Source organism: Lysinibacillus sp. NPDC047702 (genome assembly GCF_050272555.1).
Taxonomy (GTDB): Bacteria; Bacillota; Bacilli; order Bacillales_A; family Planococcaceae; genus Lysinibacillus.
The window spans coordinates 42,103-60,558 of the sequence record NZ_JBNNMG010000002.1; the positions used below are offsets into that span (position 1 = coordinate 42,103).

At 34.5% G+C, this 18,456-nt stretch carries 19 protein-coding genes, 1 pseudogene and 1 other annotated feature; of the genes and pseudogenes, 14 read left to right on the plus strand and 6 right to left on the minus strand.

Features of this window, described 5'->3' with window-relative positions; all coding sequences use genetic code 11:
- The first annotated feature begins 2 nt into the window (after positions 1-2).
- From ACQKIM_RS01425 to thrC, 5 genes are all read left to right on the plus strand, one after another.
- Positions 3-1,166 carry an NAD(P)/FAD-dependent oxidoreductase gene (locus ACQKIM_RS01425; protein ID WP_427537953.1) on the plus strand — a complete coding sequence of 388 codons (1,164 nt, stop codon included), beginning with the start codon at positions 3-5 and terminating at the stop codon, positions 1,164-1,166.
- A 37-nt stretch (positions 1,167-1,203) separates the two neighbouring features.
- The gene (locus ACQKIM_RS01430) at positions 1,204-1,584 is read left to right on the plus strand and encodes a Rid family detoxifying hydrolase (protein ID WP_427537956.1); all 381 of its coding nucleotides are present in this window, start codon (positions 1,204-1,206) and stop codon (positions 1,582-1,584) included.
- 70 nt (positions 1,585-1,654) lie between these two features.
- A complete protein-coding gene (sbnA, locus tag ACQKIM_RS01435; protein WP_427537959.1) occupies positions 1,655-2,623 on the plus strand; it encodes a 2,3-diaminopropionate biosynthesis protein SbnA in 969 nt (322 codons plus the stop codon).
- Positions 2,624-2,645: 22 nt separating this feature from the next.
- Positions 2,646-3,611: a 2,3-diaminopropionate biosynthesis protein SbnB gene (locus ACQKIM_RS01440; RefSeq protein ID WP_427537962.1), complete on the plus strand. Its 966-nt coding sequence runs from the start codon at positions 2,646-2,648 to the stop codon at positions 3,609-3,611.
- A gap of 34 nt (positions 3,612-3,645) precedes the next feature.
- A complete protein-coding gene (thrC, locus tag ACQKIM_RS01445; RefSeq protein ID WP_427537965.1) occupies positions 3,646-4,848 on the plus strand; it encodes a threonine synthase in 1,203 nt (400 codons plus the stop codon).
- A 390-nt stretch (positions 4,849-5,238) separates the two neighbouring features.
- Here the strand turns inward: thrC and ACQKIM_RS01450 are convergent, their stop codons facing one another.
- Positions 5,239-5,562, minus strand: a complete 324-nt coding sequence (locus ACQKIM_RS01450; RefSeq protein WP_427537968.1) for a DUF2642 domain-containing protein — start codon at positions 5,560-5,562, stop codon at positions 5,239-5,241.
- A 609-nt stretch (positions 5,563-6,171) separates the two neighbouring features.
- Positions 6,172-7,131: pseudogene (locus ACQKIM_RS01455) on the minus strand (beta-propeller fold lactonase family protein); the annotation flags it as partial.
- Positions 7,132-8,028: 897 nt separating this feature from the next.
- Between ACQKIM_RS01455 and ACQKIM_RS01460 the strand changes: the two are divergent.
- Positions 8,029-8,262 (plus strand): hypothetical protein, encoded by a 234-nt coding sequence (locus ACQKIM_RS01460; RefSeq protein ID WP_427537971.1) that lies wholly within the window; start codon positions 8,029-8,031, stop codon positions 8,260-8,262.
- A gap of 368 nt (positions 8,263-8,630) precedes the next feature.
- On the opposite strand, the gene ACQKIM_RS01465 is transcribed toward ACQKIM_RS01460, so the two are convergent.
- Entirely contained in the window at positions 8,631-9,047 is a 417-nt protein-coding gene (locus tag ACQKIM_RS01465) for a DUF5071 domain-containing protein (protein ID WP_427537973.1), read from the minus strand.
- A 325-nt stretch (positions 9,048-9,372) separates the two neighbouring features.
- On the opposite strand from ACQKIM_RS01465, the gene ACQKIM_RS01470 reads away from it, so the two are divergent.
- The 3 genes from ACQKIM_RS01470 to ACQKIM_RS01480 all read left to right on the plus strand — a co-directional run bounded on the left by ACQKIM_RS01470 (position 9,373) and on the right by ACQKIM_RS01480 (position 10,963).
- On the plus strand, positions 9,373-9,513 hold the full coding sequence (locus ACQKIM_RS01470) for a hypothetical protein (RefSeq protein ID WP_427537976.1): 141 nt from the start codon (positions 9,373-9,375) through the stop codon (positions 9,511-9,513).
- Between the two features lie 111 nt (positions 9,514-9,624).
- Entirely contained in the window at positions 9,625-9,936 is a 312-nt protein-coding gene (locus ACQKIM_RS01475; RefSeq protein WP_427537978.1) for a DUF2834 domain-containing protein, read from the plus strand.
- Positions 9,937-10,456: 520 nt separating this feature from the next.
- Complete coding sequence (locus ACQKIM_RS01480; protein WP_427537981.1) at positions 10,457-10,963, plus strand: kinase; 507 nt, start codon at positions 10,457-10,459, stop codon at positions 10,961-10,963.
- 97 nt (positions 10,964-11,060) lie between these two features.
- Here the strand turns inward: ACQKIM_RS01480 and ACQKIM_RS01485 are convergent, their stop codons facing one another.
- The 3 genes from ACQKIM_RS01485 to ACQKIM_RS01495 all read right to left on the minus strand — a co-directional run bounded on the left by ACQKIM_RS01485 (position 11,061) and on the right by ACQKIM_RS01495 (position 13,795).
- Entirely contained in the window at positions 11,061-11,219 is a 159-nt protein-coding gene (locus ACQKIM_RS01485) for a hypothetical protein (RefSeq protein WP_427537984.1), read from the minus strand.
- A 637-nt stretch (positions 11,220-11,856) separates the two neighbouring features.
- The gene (gene fumC, locus ACQKIM_RS01490; RefSeq protein ID WP_427537987.1) at positions 11,857-13,248 is read right to left on the minus strand and encodes a class II fumarate hydratase; all 1,392 of its coding nucleotides are present in this window, start codon (positions 13,246-13,248) and stop codon (positions 11,857-11,859) included.
- A 331-nt stretch (positions 13,249-13,579) separates the two neighbouring features.
- Positions 13,580-13,795 (minus strand): hypothetical protein, encoded by a 216-nt coding sequence (locus ACQKIM_RS01495; RefSeq protein WP_427537990.1) that lies wholly within the window; start codon positions 13,793-13,795, stop codon positions 13,580-13,582.
- A 242-nt stretch (positions 13,796-14,037) separates the two neighbouring features.
- Positions 14,038-14,238 (plus strand) — a binding site (T-box leader).
- 79 nt (positions 14,239-14,317) lie between these two features.
- Between ACQKIM_RS01495 and ACQKIM_RS01500 the strand changes: the two genes are divergently transcribed.
- From ACQKIM_RS01500 to ACQKIM_RS01520, 5 genes are all read left to right on the plus strand, one after another.
- Positions 14,318-15,223, plus strand: coding sequence for an EamA family transporter (locus ACQKIM_RS01500; protein ID WP_427538396.1), 906 nt, complete (start codon positions 14,318-14,320; stop codon positions 15,221-15,223).
- 38 nt (positions 15,224-15,261) lie between these two features.
- Complete coding sequence (locus ACQKIM_RS01505) at positions 15,262-15,990, plus strand: AAA family ATPase (RefSeq protein WP_427537993.1); 729 nt, start codon at positions 15,262-15,264, stop codon at positions 15,988-15,990.
- Positions 15,987-17,210, plus strand: a complete 1,224-nt coding sequence (locus tag ACQKIM_RS01510) for a GNAT family N-acetyltransferase (protein WP_427537996.1) — start codon at positions 15,987-15,989, stop codon at positions 17,208-17,210. The genes ACQKIM_RS01505 and ACQKIM_RS01510 overlap by 4 nt, the downstream gene beginning before the upstream one ends.
- 104 nt (positions 17,211-17,314) lie before the next feature.
- Positions 17,315-17,629 (plus strand): TIGR04104 family putative zinc finger protein, encoded by a 315-nt coding sequence (locus ACQKIM_RS01515; RefSeq protein WP_427537999.1) that lies wholly within the window; start codon positions 17,315-17,317, stop codon positions 17,627-17,629.
- 403 nt (positions 17,630-18,032) lie between these two features.
- Positions 18,033-18,443, plus strand: coding sequence for a DUF5412 domain-containing protein (locus ACQKIM_RS01520; RefSeq protein ID WP_427538002.1), 411 nt, complete (start codon positions 18,033-18,035; stop codon positions 18,441-18,443).
- Positions 18,444-18,456: the final 13 nt, after the last annotated feature.

Here is an 18,456-nt window from a genome sequence, read left to right on the forward strand (position 1 = left end):
AGATGACAGATAAATATACAGATTATCTAATTATTGGTGCGGGAATTGCAGGTGCATCGGCAGCGTATGAATTGGCTAAGGAGGCCAGTGTAATCCTGATAGAAAGAGAGACTCAATTAGCTTACCATTCCACAGGACGTTCTGCGGCAATATACATGCAAGCATATGGTAATAAAACAGTAAGAGGATTAACAAAGCATAGCCTTGAGTTTTATACTAACCCTCCAAAAGGATTTAGTGATAAACCTTTATTAAGAGAGAGAGGAGCCATTTTTTTAGCAACAAAGGAACAGAAGATATTAGCAGAACAACATTATAAAGAAATGAAAAATGATGTGAGTAATTTGAGACTGCTAGAGGGTAATCAGCTAAGGAATATTGTTCCGGTCATTAATACAGATATCTATACATCAGGTATATTTGAACAAGACGCAATGGATATCGATACCCATGCTGTTCATCAAGGATATATCAATGGATTTAAAGAAAAAGGTGGAGCCTTAATTACCAATTGTAGTGTGAATTCAATATCTCGTCATAACAACCTTTGGAGTATAGATACTACCCAAGGTAATATTGTTACACCGATGATTATAAATGCAGCAGGTGCATGGGCAGACCAGATAGCAGGTTTAGCCGGAGTTAGAAGTATTAACCTGGAACCAAAGAAGAGAAGCATCTTTTATCTATCAATCGATGAATTTAATATCAATAAATGGCCGTATGTAGGAGATTTAAGTGAATCTTTTTATTTTAGACCCGACTCTGGAAAATTATTCGTAAGTCCATGTGATGAAATTCCAATAACGCCTTGTGATGCCAAACCATCAGATTTAGATATCGCTATAGCTGCCAATAATCTTGAAGTATTAACTGATATAGATGTCAAGAAAATTGATCATACATTAGCAGGCTTGCGATCCTTTGTGGCAGATAGGACGCCGGTTGTAGGGGAGGACGCAGATGTATCAGGCTTCTTTTGGTTAGTGGGACAGGGAGGATATGGGTTTCAAACGGCGCCTGCTATAGCAAATTGTTGTAGAATGCTTCTCACAAGAAAGTGTTTCCCTGATTCGTTAAAAAATATAGGAGTTTTAGAAGAGGCACTTTCGCCTAATAGAATTAGTTTAGGACGTAACAGTATAGCAATTGGAGTAAGTAGGTAATTACTGAAAACTTAACGAGAGAATGGAGAGTATAAAAATGTCAATTAAAGAGATTTATACAAAAAATGCACCAGAACCAATCGGAACCTATTCACAGGCAATTCATTCAAATAATCTTGTTTTTTTATCCGCTCAAGCACCCATTGTACCTGAAACAATGGAGGTAATAGAAGGTGGAGTAAAGGAACAGATTCAATGCGCATTTAATAATTTAAAATCTGTTGTGGAAGCTGCTGGAGGAAATCTTTCGAATGTGGTTAAGGTAACAATATATCTAACTGATTTAGCTCATTTTTCATTAGTTAATGAAGAAATGGAGAAACTTTTTACAACACCATATCCGGCAAGAGCAGCAGTTGGTGTGAAAGCCTTACCTAAAGGAACAGACTTCGCAGTTGAAGCAATTTTGAGTTTATAACTACTTATTTTATTACGAGAAAAGCTGTGTATCTTCTATTACTTTATACATGAAGGGAGATTATTAAAATTTGCTAAAAAAATTAGATTATCTTAATCAATATATTGGTAAAACGCCATGTGTGAATCTAGGTATAAATCCTATTAATTTATTTGCAAAATTAGAATTTTATAATCTAATGGGCAGTGTGAAAATGAGACCAGCTTATTATGTAATTAAAGAAGCCATTAAAAATGGAAATATTAATGAAAATACAACAGTAATTGAATCATCATCTGGAAATTTTGCTATAGCATTAGCTACCATATGTAAATTTTTGAAAATTAAGTTTGTTCCCATTATCGATATGAATATAAGTCAAACATATGAAAAATTGCTTCGTACAATTTCACATGATGTTATAAAAGTTACAGAGAGGGATGAAACAGGTGGGTACCTCTTAACAAGAATTAACGAAATTAAACGTTTTCAAACTAATAATGAAAATGTATTTTGGACCAATCAATATGGAAATATAGATTGTTTACGAGCTCACTATTACGGTCTAGGATCTGAAATATCTGAAAGTTTCGACAAATTGGATTATGCGTTTATTGGTGTTAGTTCTTGTGGCACCATTGCAGGAGTTTCAAGAAAATTAAAAGAGAAATTTCCTGCCATAAAAATTATTGCTGTAGATACGGAGGGTTCAGTTATTTTCGGAAAACCTCCAGGCAAGCGTTATATTCCTGGGATTGGGTCGAGTATGACACCTGATATTTTAAAGGAAGCTTTAATAGATGAAGTAATATATGTTCCAGAAGCCGAAGCAGTAAAAGGATGTTATGAGCTTTTTGAGAAATTTGTTATTTTTGCAGGTGGTTCTTCAGGAGCATCCTATTACGCAATTGGTGAATATTTTAAAGGTAAAAAACTTAACCAAGTTCCAAATGTAGTGTTTCTATGCCCCGATGGTGGTTCACCATATGTTGATACTGTTTATAATAATGAATGGGTAAAATGGATCGATAATCAAAAGGATACAGTGATGAATTTATAGTACAAAAGGAGTTGGAAATACCATGCTCTATTTAAATAATGCAGATATATCAATGATTCCAATAAATTGGCGTGAAAATATTTCTCATCTGAAATACGCTGTAGAATGCTTAGCAAACAATGATTTTTCTCAACCGATTAAACCTTATTTGAAATTTAAAGATCCGAATGACCGTATCATAGCTATGCCAGCATATGTTGGTGGTGACATCTCTTCTACAGGTATAAAATGGATTGCAAGTTTTCCGAAAAATTTTAAAAAGGCTATTCCAAGAGCTCACTCAATAACGATTTTAAACGATGTTCATACAGGAGAGCCAGTATGCATTATAAATGCCGCAATAATAAGTGGGATACGTACAGCATCTGTTTCGGGATTGATTATACGTGAATTTCAAGCGGCTAGAGAATTAAATGAAATTAATATCGGCATTATTGGATTTGGTCCAATAGGTCAGTTACATTATCAAATGGTAACGGAATTATTAAATGAAAAAATAAATAAAATTTATATTTTTGATATTGCTGGAATTTCTACAGAGAAAATACCTGCAAATTGGCTAGAGAAAACAGAAATTTGTAGTTCGTGGGAAGAAGTTTATAAGCATAGTGAAATCTTTATAACTTGTACAGTTTCAGAGAAGAGATATATAAATAAAGAACCTAAAAAGGGCGCACTACTGCTGAATGTTTCTCTTCGTGATTATGAACCTAGTATTATTGATTTCACCCAGTCAATGATTGTAGATGATTGGGACGAGGTCTGTCGAGCAAATACAGATATAGAGGTAATGCATAAAGAATGTAATTTGAATAAAGAGGATACAAAATCCATTATTGATGTCGTCCTTCATAATGCAATGAAAAAATTTCCTGATAATCAAGCAATAATGTTTCATCCAATGGGAATGGCTATTTTCGATATAACAATAGCTAAATTGTATTTTGAAAAAGCGAAGCAAAATAATATCGGTCTCATTCTAAAATAATGAAGAAATTTTTTTAGTAGAAGTATACGGAGGAGTGATAATTAAAGTGATACGATATGATTGTGTTTCATGTGGATATGAATTTCAATCAGAAGGAATCGTTTATCTATGTCCTGTTTGTAAAAATGTTAAGAATAATGGTTTTCAAAAGGGTATATTATCCGTTAAATATGAACCTCAAAAAAAGACTAAGAGAAACTCAATGGCTGAACCGGATTCCTTTCTTCCAATTGCCATTCAAAATTCGTCTGCTTTAAAGGTTGGTAATACCCCATTACTAGAGCCTGCTTTATTAAGAAAAGAGATAGGACTACCCAATCTTTTTATTAAAAATGATAGTTTAAATCCTTCAGGGTCACTAAAAGATAGAGCATCGTTATTAATTGCAGAACAAGCTATATTTCATAATGAGCAGAAAATTGTACTTGCATCTACAGGAAATGCTGGTTCTGCAATGGCTTGTATTTCTGCTGCCTATGGATTAAAAACCGTTTTATTTATACCTGAAACTGCACCTAAAGAAAAAATAGCACAGTCCATTTTTTTTGGAGCGAGCGTTATCCCTGTGAAAGGAACATACGACGATGCATATAAACTATCACTAGAGTATACAGAAAGATTTGGAGGTATTAATAGAAATACCGCTTATAATCCTTTTACGATAGAAGGGAAAAAAACAGTTTCTATTGAACTGTACAATCAATTAGGCTTCAAAGCACCCGATATTATTTATATACCAGCTGGTGACGGTGTAATTTATAGCGCTGTTTGCAAAGGCTTTATTGACCTTAAACAAGAGGGACTTATTGATAAGTTACCACTTTGTATTTTAGTGCAAGCAAAGGGGAGTGATGCAATAGTAAAAAGTTGGAGGGAGAGAAGAGATTTAATCCTAGAGAAGACAGATACTATCGCAGATTCTATCTCTGTTAAATCACCTGCAAATGCAGAAATGGCTATTGATTATCTATGTAAGACAAATAGCTGGGGTATTTCCATATCGGATGAAGAGATTTTACATGCCCAAAAAAAACTAGCTACCAAGGCTGGCATTTTTGTAGAGCCTTCAGCAGCGGCAGCATGGGCAGGCTTAGAATCGGATCTTAGAAAAAAGCTTATAAATCAGGATATGAATGTAGTTCTTTTAGTTACTGGTTCAGGATTCAAGGATATGAAACGAATTTTTAAAGAGTCGAAAAATAGTTTATCTATGAATCCTTTGGCTGTTAGAGAATAATGGGAGAAGAACATAGAAATGATTAACCTTTTGTATTAGTAGAGGTAACATCATCCGTGTTAGTAAGATCTTTTGATGATGTCCAAATAAGAAAAGGCTAGGACCTAAATGTATTTTAAGGAAAATCTAAGAATATTGTATATTAACTAATAGTGGATAATAACATAGGGAAACAGAATACCCGAACTAATTTGATCAGTGTTGAAACAAAGAAAGATATTGTGCAGTAATTAAACAGGCTGGAACATAACTAGCTGTTATTCAAGAAAAGGAGAAATCGATGTTATATTCGGGTTCTCTTTTTTCTTGATTATATGAGTCATTCATTTTGTTTGTTAATAACCATTTATTAGCGAATACTTTTATAATAAATACAGACTCACTACATACTTATTTGTCTTCTGCTTTTTCAAAATAAACGATTTCACACAATCTGATGTGATGCAATTTTCCATTAACTACAAGAGATACATGATCAATGAAAACATTATCTAAAGTACCTACCAATTTGCCGACAGTCGTCGTGATGACTATCATTAACCCTCTGTGTTGGATTAAATGCTCGGTAAATTTAGGTTCCACAGCTGTCGTGTACATAATATTTTTCAGCAATACCTGAGTTTCCTTGCACTGTATGTCTTCATTCCGATAATATTGCGGTGTTGGAAATGAGGCATAGGTTTGCGGATAGCCAAAGTACATAAATCCATTCATATGTTGCATACTCCTTTGTTATAAGTAGAAAACCATTTCTATAACATATGACAAATACCTAAAAGGTGTTCCAATGAGTAATACGTGCGTTTAATGATCACTCATGACATTGCTTTTGATTGCTAATTTAATGAAAGTGAAGTAGCCAAAAAAGCAATGTGAAAACCTTATTGGATTTCCAGTTATGAGGAAGAAAACACTTATGATATGAAAAAATTTATCTATTAGGTCGTGTTTATATTCTTTGTAATCATCCAATAATTTTCTACTAGTATCTTTAAGAGTTGATTCAATAAATTCTCCTTTCTATCTATGTAATTAATATATCAATAAAACCTATTATTGTAATAATAGAATGAATTTGTATTTTTTATTTTAAAGCATATTGATTAAATGTGGTAAAAATAGAAAAAATCTATAAACATATTAGCGATGAGCCAAAAAGGTGTGGCTTTTTTATGTAAGGTCTGGGATAGCATAGTAGCAATATATTTTACAGGATGTATACGTCTGCTATCCCAAAATCATTATATATACAAGTAAAACAAGACGTCCCTTGAAATAAAAACAGAACGTATTTTTTTACTCTTTTGTATAAAAAAATTATTTTTATTGACAGATTGTTCCGGTTTTTATACCAGTAGGACCATTAAACCCTGGAATTGTATCAATAACTGTATTTGTTTCTATATCTATGACTGACACAGTATTGTCAAGTTGATTAGTGACATAAGCAAGTGTTCCATCCGGCAAGATGGTTACTTGGTCAGGAGATACTCCTACAGGAATTGTAGCAATTACCAAATTCGTTGCTGTACTAATGACAGATACAGTATTATTACCTTTATTTACAATGTAAACAAGTGTTCCATCAGGAGTAATTGCTGTTCCAACAGGTCCTGCGCCCACACCGATTGTAGTAAATACCGTATTTGTTGCTACTTCAATTACAGATACGTTGTTACTACTTTCATTTGTAACGTAAGCAAATTGTCCACTCGGTGTGAAAACAATTGATCTTGGGCGAGTTCCTACAGGAATATTAGTAACCACAGCATTTGTAGCTGTATTTATAACTGACACTGAATTTGAGTTTTCGTTTGCAACGTAAGCAAACGCACTATTTGGAGTAAAAGCTATGCCCTGAGGTTGGAGCCCTACAGGAATAGTAGCGGTTACGGCATTTGTAGCTGTATTTATGACAGATACAGAGTTAGCTCCAGCCCCATGATTTGATACATAAACAAGTGTTCCATTTGGTGAAATCGCTACACCAAGAGGTTGAAATCCTACTGGAATGGTATCGACTACCGTATTTGTTGCAGTACTAAAAACTGTTACATTATCCGAGAAAAGAGCTGGAACATAGCCAAATGCTCCATTCGGTGTAATCGCTACTTCTAGTGGAGCTGTTCCTACTGGAATGGTATCGACTATCGTATTTGTCGCTGTATCAATCACTGATACCATATTATCAGGAGTAGCTAACTGACCAGCGTCTGTAACGTACACTAAAAAATGACAAGGTGGAGTTGGTGGCTCAGGTATAAACGGTGGCTTACAACGACAAGGGCAACAAAAACCACAACAACGACAGTGACAACTTGGATTTGATTTAAACTTGAACTTTTTAAAATTTTTATGTTCTTTCCTCACACTGCACACCCTTTCTATCATTTTGATACTATATGTAAAAAGAATTATGTTTCTTGTACTTTTACCTAAAACAAATACTTTTGAACAATGTCAAGTGGTTGTTACTTTCGTTTCCAAGCATTAATTGATTCCAAAATTATAGTGTTTGAAATTCCACGTATTGATAAGAGACAGTTGCAAGAAACAACAACGTAAAGAAGTGGAGTTCCGACAAAATGAAAGTAAGGATGAAGAATAACATAAGCATTTGCTACTGCGGGTGTTTTTATGGAGAGAAAAATAAAAAAATTGTAAATTAATTCCAATTTTTTTACGACTTAAAGGACTTTACGTCTGAGGGTATCGGGCGTTTAGTAGAAAATGGCGCCATTAGCTCGGAAAAATCTTGTAACTCTATTTAGGTTGATAGGACCACTTTTTATGAGTGGTCTTTTGTTATTCATTTTTTAGTGTGGGAGCCTTCTACAATCTATTAAATTGAGTAATTCGAATTATATTTATTATGGGATATCCTATTGGATTATATTCCTTTTAAAGTATTTATATGGTAACCTTGGTAAGCAACTTCAGCACCTTGCAACTTCACAACTATAGGCGGACTGTTACAACATTTTGGGTTTGGAATTTACAACAGTAGTGGTGTTTATTCAAGAGTTACAAGAATATAATGTAGAAAAACACTTACTTCGGTAGGTGTTTTTTTGTGGAGTGCAAAAAGAAAGTACAAGTTGCTAAAGATTGCGGCATGCCTGCTATAAAACGGAACTTATTTGACTATTATACGTTTTCTTTCCAAAAGGAGTGATGAATTTGAATAAGGTGTTAATCAGTCTTGGAATAGGAATTTTATTGTTTTCGTCTTATAGAATTTTTGATTATTTTAATTACGAGTTTATACATACAGGAGATATGAAAGATGGCCAACCTCTTGTTTCGTCAGATGGTAAGTACGCTGCATTAACATATTACGAAAACTATGGTGGAGCTGCAGGTGGAGTTAATCTGATTAAACTGGATAGGAGATCACACGCTTTCCATAACTAATTATGATGAGTATCACAATAAAAATGTAGAACTTGTGGTAGGAAAAGAGGTTTATGATGAAGATGGTGGAGCTTGCACAAAGTATAAAGTGAAGAAAAAGTATGTTTGTTATAGCTCTTAAACTCGTAACTCCTATTGATGATTAATCTTATAGATTTTAGGATATAGCGAATACCTGTAGATGCTGATCAATAAACCGAATGAGAATTATTTAATATGAGTTTATAATGTTTAGCAAGCGGGTAAAGATGGAATTATTCAAGAATCACATTTAAAAGATTTACAGAATGGAACAATGACCACTAGACGAGGTAAATAAAAATGATGACCAGGTACTCAATTAATTTTGAGCCTGGATCGTTTTCTAATTATTTTAATGGTGAAAATTCATTCTCATTTAAAGACATTTGAATAATTTCAATTGCTAATTCATCAACTTCTTCAAGCTTTTCACCCACAGTAGGGTGTTTAGCCATCCTTACTAAATCATCTTTTAATCTCAACCTATTTTCTAATGGCATTCTTTTAACTAAATATTCTAAGCACCAATATTTCCATATATCATCATTGGTTGAAAGTACATTTTTGATATGTGGTACAATTTCATTGGGGTATATTAATAATAACTCTGCAACATCGGGTGCTATAGGCCAGTTAATATCTTGAATCCATGTCAATAATTCTGGTATTAAAGGGATTAACTTTTTTCTTTCTAAATATTTTAATTGAGTAACTCTATTGGAGTCATGCTTGTTCTTTGGGAGGAGATCCTCCAATCTTTCCATAGTTCTTCCTCCTTTGCTTTAACTAGAATCACAATCCCCAAAAATTAAAACCAAATTTTCTAAGAAGATTTTTTGTGTAATACTCTTTTTTGAAATACCACCATTAGTGAAACTCTTATATACTTCTTTAATTACTTGAATTGCATAAAAAGGGATAGCCTCGCAGAAGTTAAAAAAAACATCACCCATTTCATTTGAATTTTCTTAAATAATTATTTTAATCATTTACTTCTCCAACATTAATAATATTGAAGTTTGCTAGAAATATCAAAAGAGCCGTATTTGCAGGGGCGTATAGTAAGGCTATGGAGCGTTTAATAATAAGATGAGTAAATCATCACATATAGAAGAAACGGCAGATAGAGAGCTTCCAGTAGCTTTCTATAACTGGTTAAATGAAAGAGATAGTCTTCCACAATCAATAGTGCATGATGAACCATCGTTAGATAATTGGCTTGAGTGGTAAATAGAAATTGTTATCCAAATTTATTTTATATGAGGTATTATTAAACTAAAAGAGTTTAATTAAGAAGTATAATTTTTGTAAAAATCGTAGAGAAGGAGGAGTTTATTTAAAATGAGAAAAGTGTACTTGCTATTTGCGATTATTGGTACAGTATTTCCGTATTATTTTTTGGTGAAATTCTTAAACGAAAACGGGTTTGATTTAGGGTTACTAATAGATTTATTATTTACAAACTCTATATCGACCTTCTTCGCTGTTGACTTTTTTATTTCATGCTTTGTTTTTATAATCTTTATGTTTAATGAGTCAAGAAAGTATAACATTAAAGAAAAGTGGATATGTCTATTAACTTTGTTTACAGTTGGTTTATCATTGGCATTACCGTTATTTTTGTTTTTCAGACATCCGTACATAAAGAAATAAGTGTTGTAAACTTCAATGAAAGAACGTAAAAATCTTACATATTCTGTGGTGAAGTGTTGATTTTGCGTTACATGGATGGCGAACGTGGTGTTTTAGTTAAATAATCCGTAAAAAAACATTTCGTGATAGGTGGTCTTAATGTTAATAATGTCCAAACGTCATGTCCTATCGTTGAAATGCTGAAATCCATTGTAGGAGTAAGCCTGAATCGGTCAAATTTGAATCTTAATCATTTATTCTTTTAAAACATGCTATTAATAATTAATATATATACTCAAGCAGCTGCAGAAATGTGGTTGCTTTTTATATTGGTTGAAAAAAGCAAAATGAATTTGGTGTAGATTTAACATAAAGATTGATCATTTGTAATAAAGTTCGATAATTTGTAAAAAGGTTTGATACAATTACATTGACAAGATGGATTGGGACAATTCAATAAACAAGCCATTTAATGGAATAATAAACTTTGGATATATGCTTTTATTTACTGAGATGTTATTAATGACCGCAGGGGGGAAATATGGAGTCAAAACTAATTATCATACGGGGAAACTCAGGAAGTGGAAAAACAACGACTGGGAAAAGTCTTCAAAATTATTTGGGGAATGGAACGCTATTGATTTCCCAGGATGTTGTTCGCCGTGAAATGCTGAAGGTTCAGGATAGAGAAGGGAATCTTTCCATTGATTTAATTCGCCAAATTGCGGAATATGGCAAAGATAAATGTGAATTTATTATTGTGGAAGGGATTTTATATAAAGAGCGTTACGGTGAAATGCTAAAAAACTTAATTCAGTTCTATGACCAAGAGGCTTACGCTTTTTATTTTGATTTATCTTTTGAGGAGACAGTATTACGACATAGCTCTAGGGAAAAAAAGATGGAATTCGGAGAGGATTCTTTACGTGCCTGGTGGAATCCAAATGATTATCTTGGCGTAGCTGGAGAAATGAAATTGACTGGTGATATATCACAAGATAGTGTAGTGAAATTAATTTTAAATCAACTACCAGTACAAATTGATTGAAATACTAACTTGTTTGTTCAACTAAAGGGAGCGATTGTTGAACAAAATTGATAGAAAATGAACCAAACTTTTTTATAGAAATCAAACTTAAATTTGCTTAATAATACTCTCTTTTGATGAATCTTTTTACAACTGGTATTACATCTTGGTTTGGATATTTTTTTAGATTGTCTAAGATACCTTCAGTTATGGAGTTCCGATTATTTCCATATTGACGATCCCAACCTGCTTCAATATCACGTACATGAATATTCAAAATTGCCTCTTTTAAGTATTCTTTTCCTGTGAACTTATCTTTACACCGATTTTGTATATATCCCAATACTCGTAGTCTATAAAATGATCATTCAAGTAAAATGCACTTGTTAAATGTATACCTTTATGTATAATGTCATATCCATTTAAAGGCTTAAAAAAATAAGACAATCTTGTTCTGTTCTATATAATGAACCTGCTCTGCGAGAATAAAAATGATTCTCACCGGCAAGCCTTCGTGTATTACGATTCCAATCATCATTAATGTTGCCATCATTCTTTTCTATGAAGTAGACTGATGATGATCCATGTTTTTTCCATCCTCACATATATGTTTGAGGTGTCAGATGATGAAAAACTGTTTCTGTATTAAGATTTAAATTCATTTAACCGTCCCCTTATAAATTTAAATGTTTATTATATCAATCCTTTTATTTAAAAAAGATTGAAGCGGTTAGCCCCAATCTTTCTCACTCATACATTCCTATACACACGCTCGCCTAATTTTTATTAGCCCCACCTAGCCCCAAAACAAAGCTTTTATATGCATTATCTTGCATTATACAAAATGAGGCGAGATTCTAAAATCATTGGTATATCAATGGTGGGTCGACTTCGATAACGACATTGCACTTACATCATTTTACGTTTGGATAAATCATTGTCGCAGGATCTACATATTCATCGAACTGTTCTTCTGTTAGTAATCCTGAGGCAATGGCTGCTTCTTTTAAGGTTGTCCCTTCTTTATGTGCTTTCTTCGCAATTTTTGCTGCATTTTCATAGCCGATATAAGGGTTTAATGCTGTTACAAGCATTAGTGAGTTTTGTAAATTATAATCAAGTACTTCTTTATTTGGCTCAATGCCTATTGCACAATGGTCGTTAAATGATTTCATTGTATCTGCTAATAGACGAGTGGATTGTAAGAAATTATAAATAATAACAGGTTTAAAGACGTTTAGTTCGAAATTTCCTTGTGAAGCGGCAAAGGCAATTGTTGCATCGTTTCCAACAACCTGTGTCACTACCATTGTCATGGCTTCACTTTGAGTCGGATTGACCTTACCTGGCATAATAGAGGAGCCTGGTTCGTTTTCGGGAATTGTAATTTCACCAATTCCTGAGCGAGGGCCACTTGCTAACCAGCGTACATCATTGGCAATCTTCATTAAGTCTGCTGCAAGTGCTTTTAAGGCACCATGGGCAACGACAGCTTCATCATGACTTGTTAGTGCATGGAATTTATTTGCCGCAGAAGTAAAGTGCCTATTCGTCAGCTCACTAATTTCTGATGCTACTCGGCTGCCAAATTCTGGGTGTGCGTTTATGCCTGTACCTACAGCTGTACCACCTATTGCAAGTTCCTTCATGTATTCAATATTTTGGATAATCATATGCTCGGATTTTGAGAGCATTGCAGCCCAGCCGCTAATCTCTTGTCCTAATGTAAGGGGAGTAGCATCCTGTAAATGTGTACGGCCAATTTTGATAATGTCTTTAAATTGCTCTGCTTTTTCTTCTAAAGTTGCTTTTAATAAACGAAGACGCGGTAATAAATAATCCTCAACCTTTAACACGGCTGCAATATGCAAGGCTGTAGGGAATGTATCATTTGAGCTTTGTGATTTATTGACATCATCATTAGGATGAACACGATCAGCCTCTCCAGCATCCTGTAGAATCTGGTTCGCTCGATGCGCAATAACCTCATTGACGTTCATATTCGATTGTGTACCACTACCTGTTTGCCAAACGACAAGTGGGAATTGATCGTCCCATTGACCATTTAAAATTTCATCAGCTGCTTGGACAATAGCGTTTGTTTTAATAGTTGACAGCTTTCCAAGTTTATTGTTCGCGATAGCAGCACTTTTCTTTAAAATAGCCATCGCTTGTACTAGATCGATTGGCATTTGCTCTGTACCAATTTGGAAGTTTTCCTTACTACGCTGTGTTTGAGCACCCCAAATTTTATCAGCAGGTACTTTAATTTCACCCATAGTGTCTTTTTCAATACGATAATCCATGTAAAACAGCTCCTTTGTTTATGTAAATATTCCATTAAAATAAACAGAATACAGTTAAAAACGGATATTCTTAGTCTGATGTAAGAATATCCGTTTGATACATGCTTATTTCAAAAAAGAGGGGGATTCTGAATTAAGCAATTTGGAGAAAAGAAATAATCTATTGATAATGATAATTGTTATCAATTAAAAAGTCAACTTTTTTTCTCAAAGAGGTTTAAAAGAATTGAGAACAGTTTGCAACATACTATTTTGATACCCATTTATAAGAAATTTAAAACGCTATCATTGGATTTATCAACGATAGCGCTCCGCCTTAAACTATAAATGGCTATCTTTTTTTCTTCCCAAGTTCTTTAAGAGGCTGTTTTTTAGGTATAATTTCAAAAATGACTCGTACTTGGTAGTTATTGTTGTTGATTTGATTAACCTCAATTATTTTTGCTTTTCGTCCTTTAATTTTAATATTTTCTTCAACAGTAGGTAGATTGACGAGAAGCTGACTTAATACAGATGTCTTGCCTTCATAAAAATGAGTTACAAACATATCACTTTTCTCCCTTGTTCTTTTTTCAGGTACATTCCATCTTAAAATAAGGTTCAAAAGGTTTTACTCAATGTATGACAATCAGCTGGGAAGTAGAACATTTGCTATAAGTCACAATAACTGGAATCAAATGCTATCTATTAGAGTCATAATGATCCAACATAAAGGTGTATTTAGAATATTGCACATACTTCAGAGAGACTTGACGAAACGGATGAAATGAATTATGATGTATCGAATATAATTTAACAATGATTGGAAGTAGTAGTGAATGTAGTTTGTTTTAGAGAGATGATGGCAGGTGAAAATCATCGCAAACCATTTATGAACTCATCCAGGAGTTTTTTATGCTGAAGAAAGTAGGCATAAACGGCTGCTACCGTTATAGTCAAGTGAGCTTTCTAGCTAATCAGAGTGGTACCGCGGATAACTTCGTCTCTATATTTATTGGAGACGAAGTTTTTTATTTGGAAAATGGGGAGAGGAACTGGAATTTATTCAAGGGGGGGAAATATAGTGGAAATGATAAAAAAGCAAGCAACAACAGTAGGTTTAATTGCACTTGTTCTGTCAGCACTTCTAACATCAATGAGCCAGGTGTTCTATGCCAAGCAGGTGCAGGAGGTACCAACTTTTTTATTTACGGGCATTAGTTTTTTCATTACAGCGATTTATTTCTCATTCTTTGCCCGAAAACGAAGGCAAGTGAATGTATGGAAGGGAAATATTACGGATGTGGTGAAGTTGAACGCTGCTACTGTGATAACGTTTATGGGCTTTTATTTTGCCTTAAAATACGTTGAGTCCGCGATTGTAAGTGCACTTGAAATGGGCATAGGACCACTGTTTGTCTTAATAGTAGCTGTTTTTGCTAAGGAATCCATTCCTCGGGTACAATGGGTAATTGCTTTTGGAACATTTATCGCTTGTACTATACTAATAGTAGCTGTTATTAGTGGGAAATCTGCTGTTCAAATGGACCTAACTTTGCCTGTCATTGTGGCATTAATAGCAAGTGTTGGCTGTGGGATTGGAGCAGTTCTTTGTACAATCTATTCGAAGCGATTAAGTGAGGCTGGTTGGACTACTTCCATGATTTTAGCAAATCGCTATTATGGCATAATTTTATTATCTTTTTCTGCAACTTTCGACATATTTTTTAAATATTTCTCGGGAAATATTTCGTGGATACTTGCAGTCACAGTAGTGGGTGTCATGCTGCCGATGTATTTATTGCAGATAGGCATTCAGTATTGTACATCATTGATTGTAATGATGAGTTTATGCTTTGTTCCAATATTCACATTTTTCTTTCAGTTATTTGATCCAAGGCTCTCATGGTCACCTATTTCCTTTATTGGTATCAGTTTATTATTTATTTTAGGTGTTTGTAGCTTGTATTTGGAAAAAAAGTCGGTTTCAGAGTAGCGTGACCGCGTTATAATAATAGTAAGGGAGGAAACGAAATGTATTTAAAATCATGTAAGGTGTTACAGAACAACATCGAAGGTAAGCATGTTTACCCCTTTAACATACCAAGCTTGCAGGATTTACAGGAGCTTGAGTTTCCTACAAATGTCACCTTCTTTGTTGGTGAAAATGGCTCTGGTAAATCAACACTACTGGAGGCAATTGCTGATTGCTGTGATTTTAATACTGCAGGTGGTGGGCGACAAAATTTATATGAGGTACATAAAGCGGAATCTTCACTTGGGGAATATATTCGATTATCTTGGTGGCCGAAGGTTTCAAATGGCTTTTTCCTACGTTCTGAAACGTTTTATCAATTTGCCAGTCATATTGATTCGTTAGAGCATCCAAACAAATATGCAGCTTATGGTGACAAGTCTTTACACCATCAATCACATGGGGAATCATTTTTATCGTTATTTATACATCGCTTTAAAGGTAAGGCCATTTATTTATTAGACGAGCCTGAAGCGGCACTATCTCCAACAAGGCAGCTAAGTCTCCTTAAAATCATGAAGGATTTAGAGCATGAGGCACAGTTTATTATCGCTACACATTCACCAATTTTACTTGGCTATCCAAATGCAACAATTTACAGTTTCGATGGTGAGGAAATTAAGTCAATCCGTTATGAGGAAACCATACATTACATTGTTACGAAGCGCTTTTTAAATGCACCAGAAACCATTTTTTCAGAGTTATTTGATGAGGAGAGGGAATCATGAATCAACGAAAAGGCTTAATCATGCGAGAAATTCGATTAGATGAAATGGCACAATCTATAGATTTACTCAATTACGTGTTTCAAATGTCCATGTCTATCCATAAAGATCGCCGCTTTGTCAATGCAAAGAGCAAGCAATTCGATGAAGGACATGCAATTGGATGGTTTGATGGTACACAGCTTGTCTCTCAAATTTTAAGCCTTCCTTTTGAGGTAAATGTTCATGGTCGGATTTACGAAATGGGTGGAATAACGGCTGTGGGAACATATCCTGAATATTCAAGACATGGATTAATGGAGAGCCTAATTATGGAATGTCTGCAGCGCATGCGAAATGAGGGACAATATATATCCTATTTATTCCCATATTCGATCCCGTACTACCGAAAAAAGGGCTGGGAAATTATGAGCGATATCGTGGAATTTCAGGTCAAGGATACACAGCTGCCACATTATGCAGGTCTAAATGGAAAGATACGTCGAGTTGATCCAAAACATGAGGATGTTGTAGCGATTTATGCAAGCTATGCCCAAAAAACGCATGGTGTGATGGTACGCAATAGTATCGCTTGGAATGAGAAGTTTCAGGAAGACTTTTGGGAAGAAAAGTTTATTGATAGCGATGTTAATCTTCAAGCAGCCGTATATTATGATGAGGATGATGTGCCACAGGGCTATATGTTTTATCGCATTATGGAGGAAAATTATTACATTGATGAAATCGTCTATTTACAGGAAGAGGCACGAAAAGGCTTATGGAATTTTGTCTCTGCTCATAGCTCAATGATTTATAATGCTTATGGCAAAACGACTGGCAATGAAGCTGTTGCCTTTTTACTGGAGGATAGTGAGATCATACAAAAAGTGTCCCCTTATTTTATGGCACGTATCGTAGATGTCAAAGAATTTTTATTACGTTATCCATTTGTGGGAAATGATTTTCAGTTACGATTGGCTGTTAGTGATCGTATTGTAGCCTGGAATAACGGCACATTTGTGATTACGATGAAGGAAGGAAAGGTTACCGTTGATAAGATCAGCGAAACACTGTCCGAAAATGCTGTTCAACTAACTGTGCAAACATTAGCCACAATGCTACTAGGCTATAAACGACCAAGCTATTTGGAAAAAATCGAACGCTTACAGGGCAAGGCGATTGACATTGCACTGCTAGAGACAGTACTTCCTGTCGGTATTCCAACATTTATCGATTATTTTTAACCTTTATAGGGAATTTGTACAGGGTTTAACTTGTGCAAATTCTTTTTTATATGTTTCTAGAATGGTAATTATGGCATAATTAGTGAATGGAGGGGATAGATGATATGCCAAAATGTATTACATGTAAGGAAAAATGGACGTGGAAGCAGTCAATGCGGTCAATTGTATCATTTTCTCGCTTTATAGGCTGTCCATACTGTGGGAAAAAGCAAATGCTAACTTCTATGACACGCATTTCCATATTATTACTAGTCTTTGTACCATATATTACAATGCCGTATGTGATTGACGAAGAGGTAAAAAGCTCAGCAGTGGCGATTGGTGTTGCGATTTACTTATTTGCTTTAGTTCTGATGATGCCATTTTTAATGGACGTACGTGAAGTCCCGAAGCATCTGCAAAAATATGCCCAAAAATAATACATAGTAAGAGTATGAACCTTCACCTTTTTGAGCGTGAGGGTTTTATTTTGTTTAGAAATATTTAAGTCAAAGCCATATTTGCTTGAGATGAGAAGAAAACGCTCAGGTCAACCTAAAATTTGCTCGGGTTGAAAGAAAACTGCTCAGGTCAACATCAAAATTGCTCGGGTTGAGAAGAAAAAACGCTCAGGTCGATTCAAAATTCGCTCAGGTTGATCCAAAAAATGCTCGGGTCAATCCGAAAATTGCTCAGCTCGAATAGTGAACTGCTCCATCCTACTACGTCCTAAATTGAACAGAATGCTTTAAGCACGCTACTTTAGAAATTCATCAAAATAAGGAAACAAATCCATCCTTATTTTCGTTATTAAATAAAAAAAATGGGGAGATGTTTTTAGATATGACTGCGAGGGTAGAGCAGAAAAAAGTATACAGAAAAGTGCTAATTGTACTGAGTGTCTGGTTCCTATTTATTGTAAGCATTATAGGCTACGGGGTTTATTGGCTGTTTTTTGATTGGAGTAGGTTTAAACAGGAATTGATTGCGGAATCCACTTCTCCTGATGGCACCTATACAGTGAATGCTTATGTTTCAGATGGTGGGGCCACTACGTCCTATACGGTTTTGGGTGTATTAGTGTTTAATAAAGAAAATAAGAAGTCAAAGAAGATTTATTGGCAATATCGGGAGAATGAAGCCGATATTTCATGGATAGATGATGATACTGTCAAAATAAACGGCGTGACATTGGTTGTACCAAATGAAACCTATGATTATCGAGATCATGAGGAAAACACAAATAAGCCATAACATGGTTGCTATG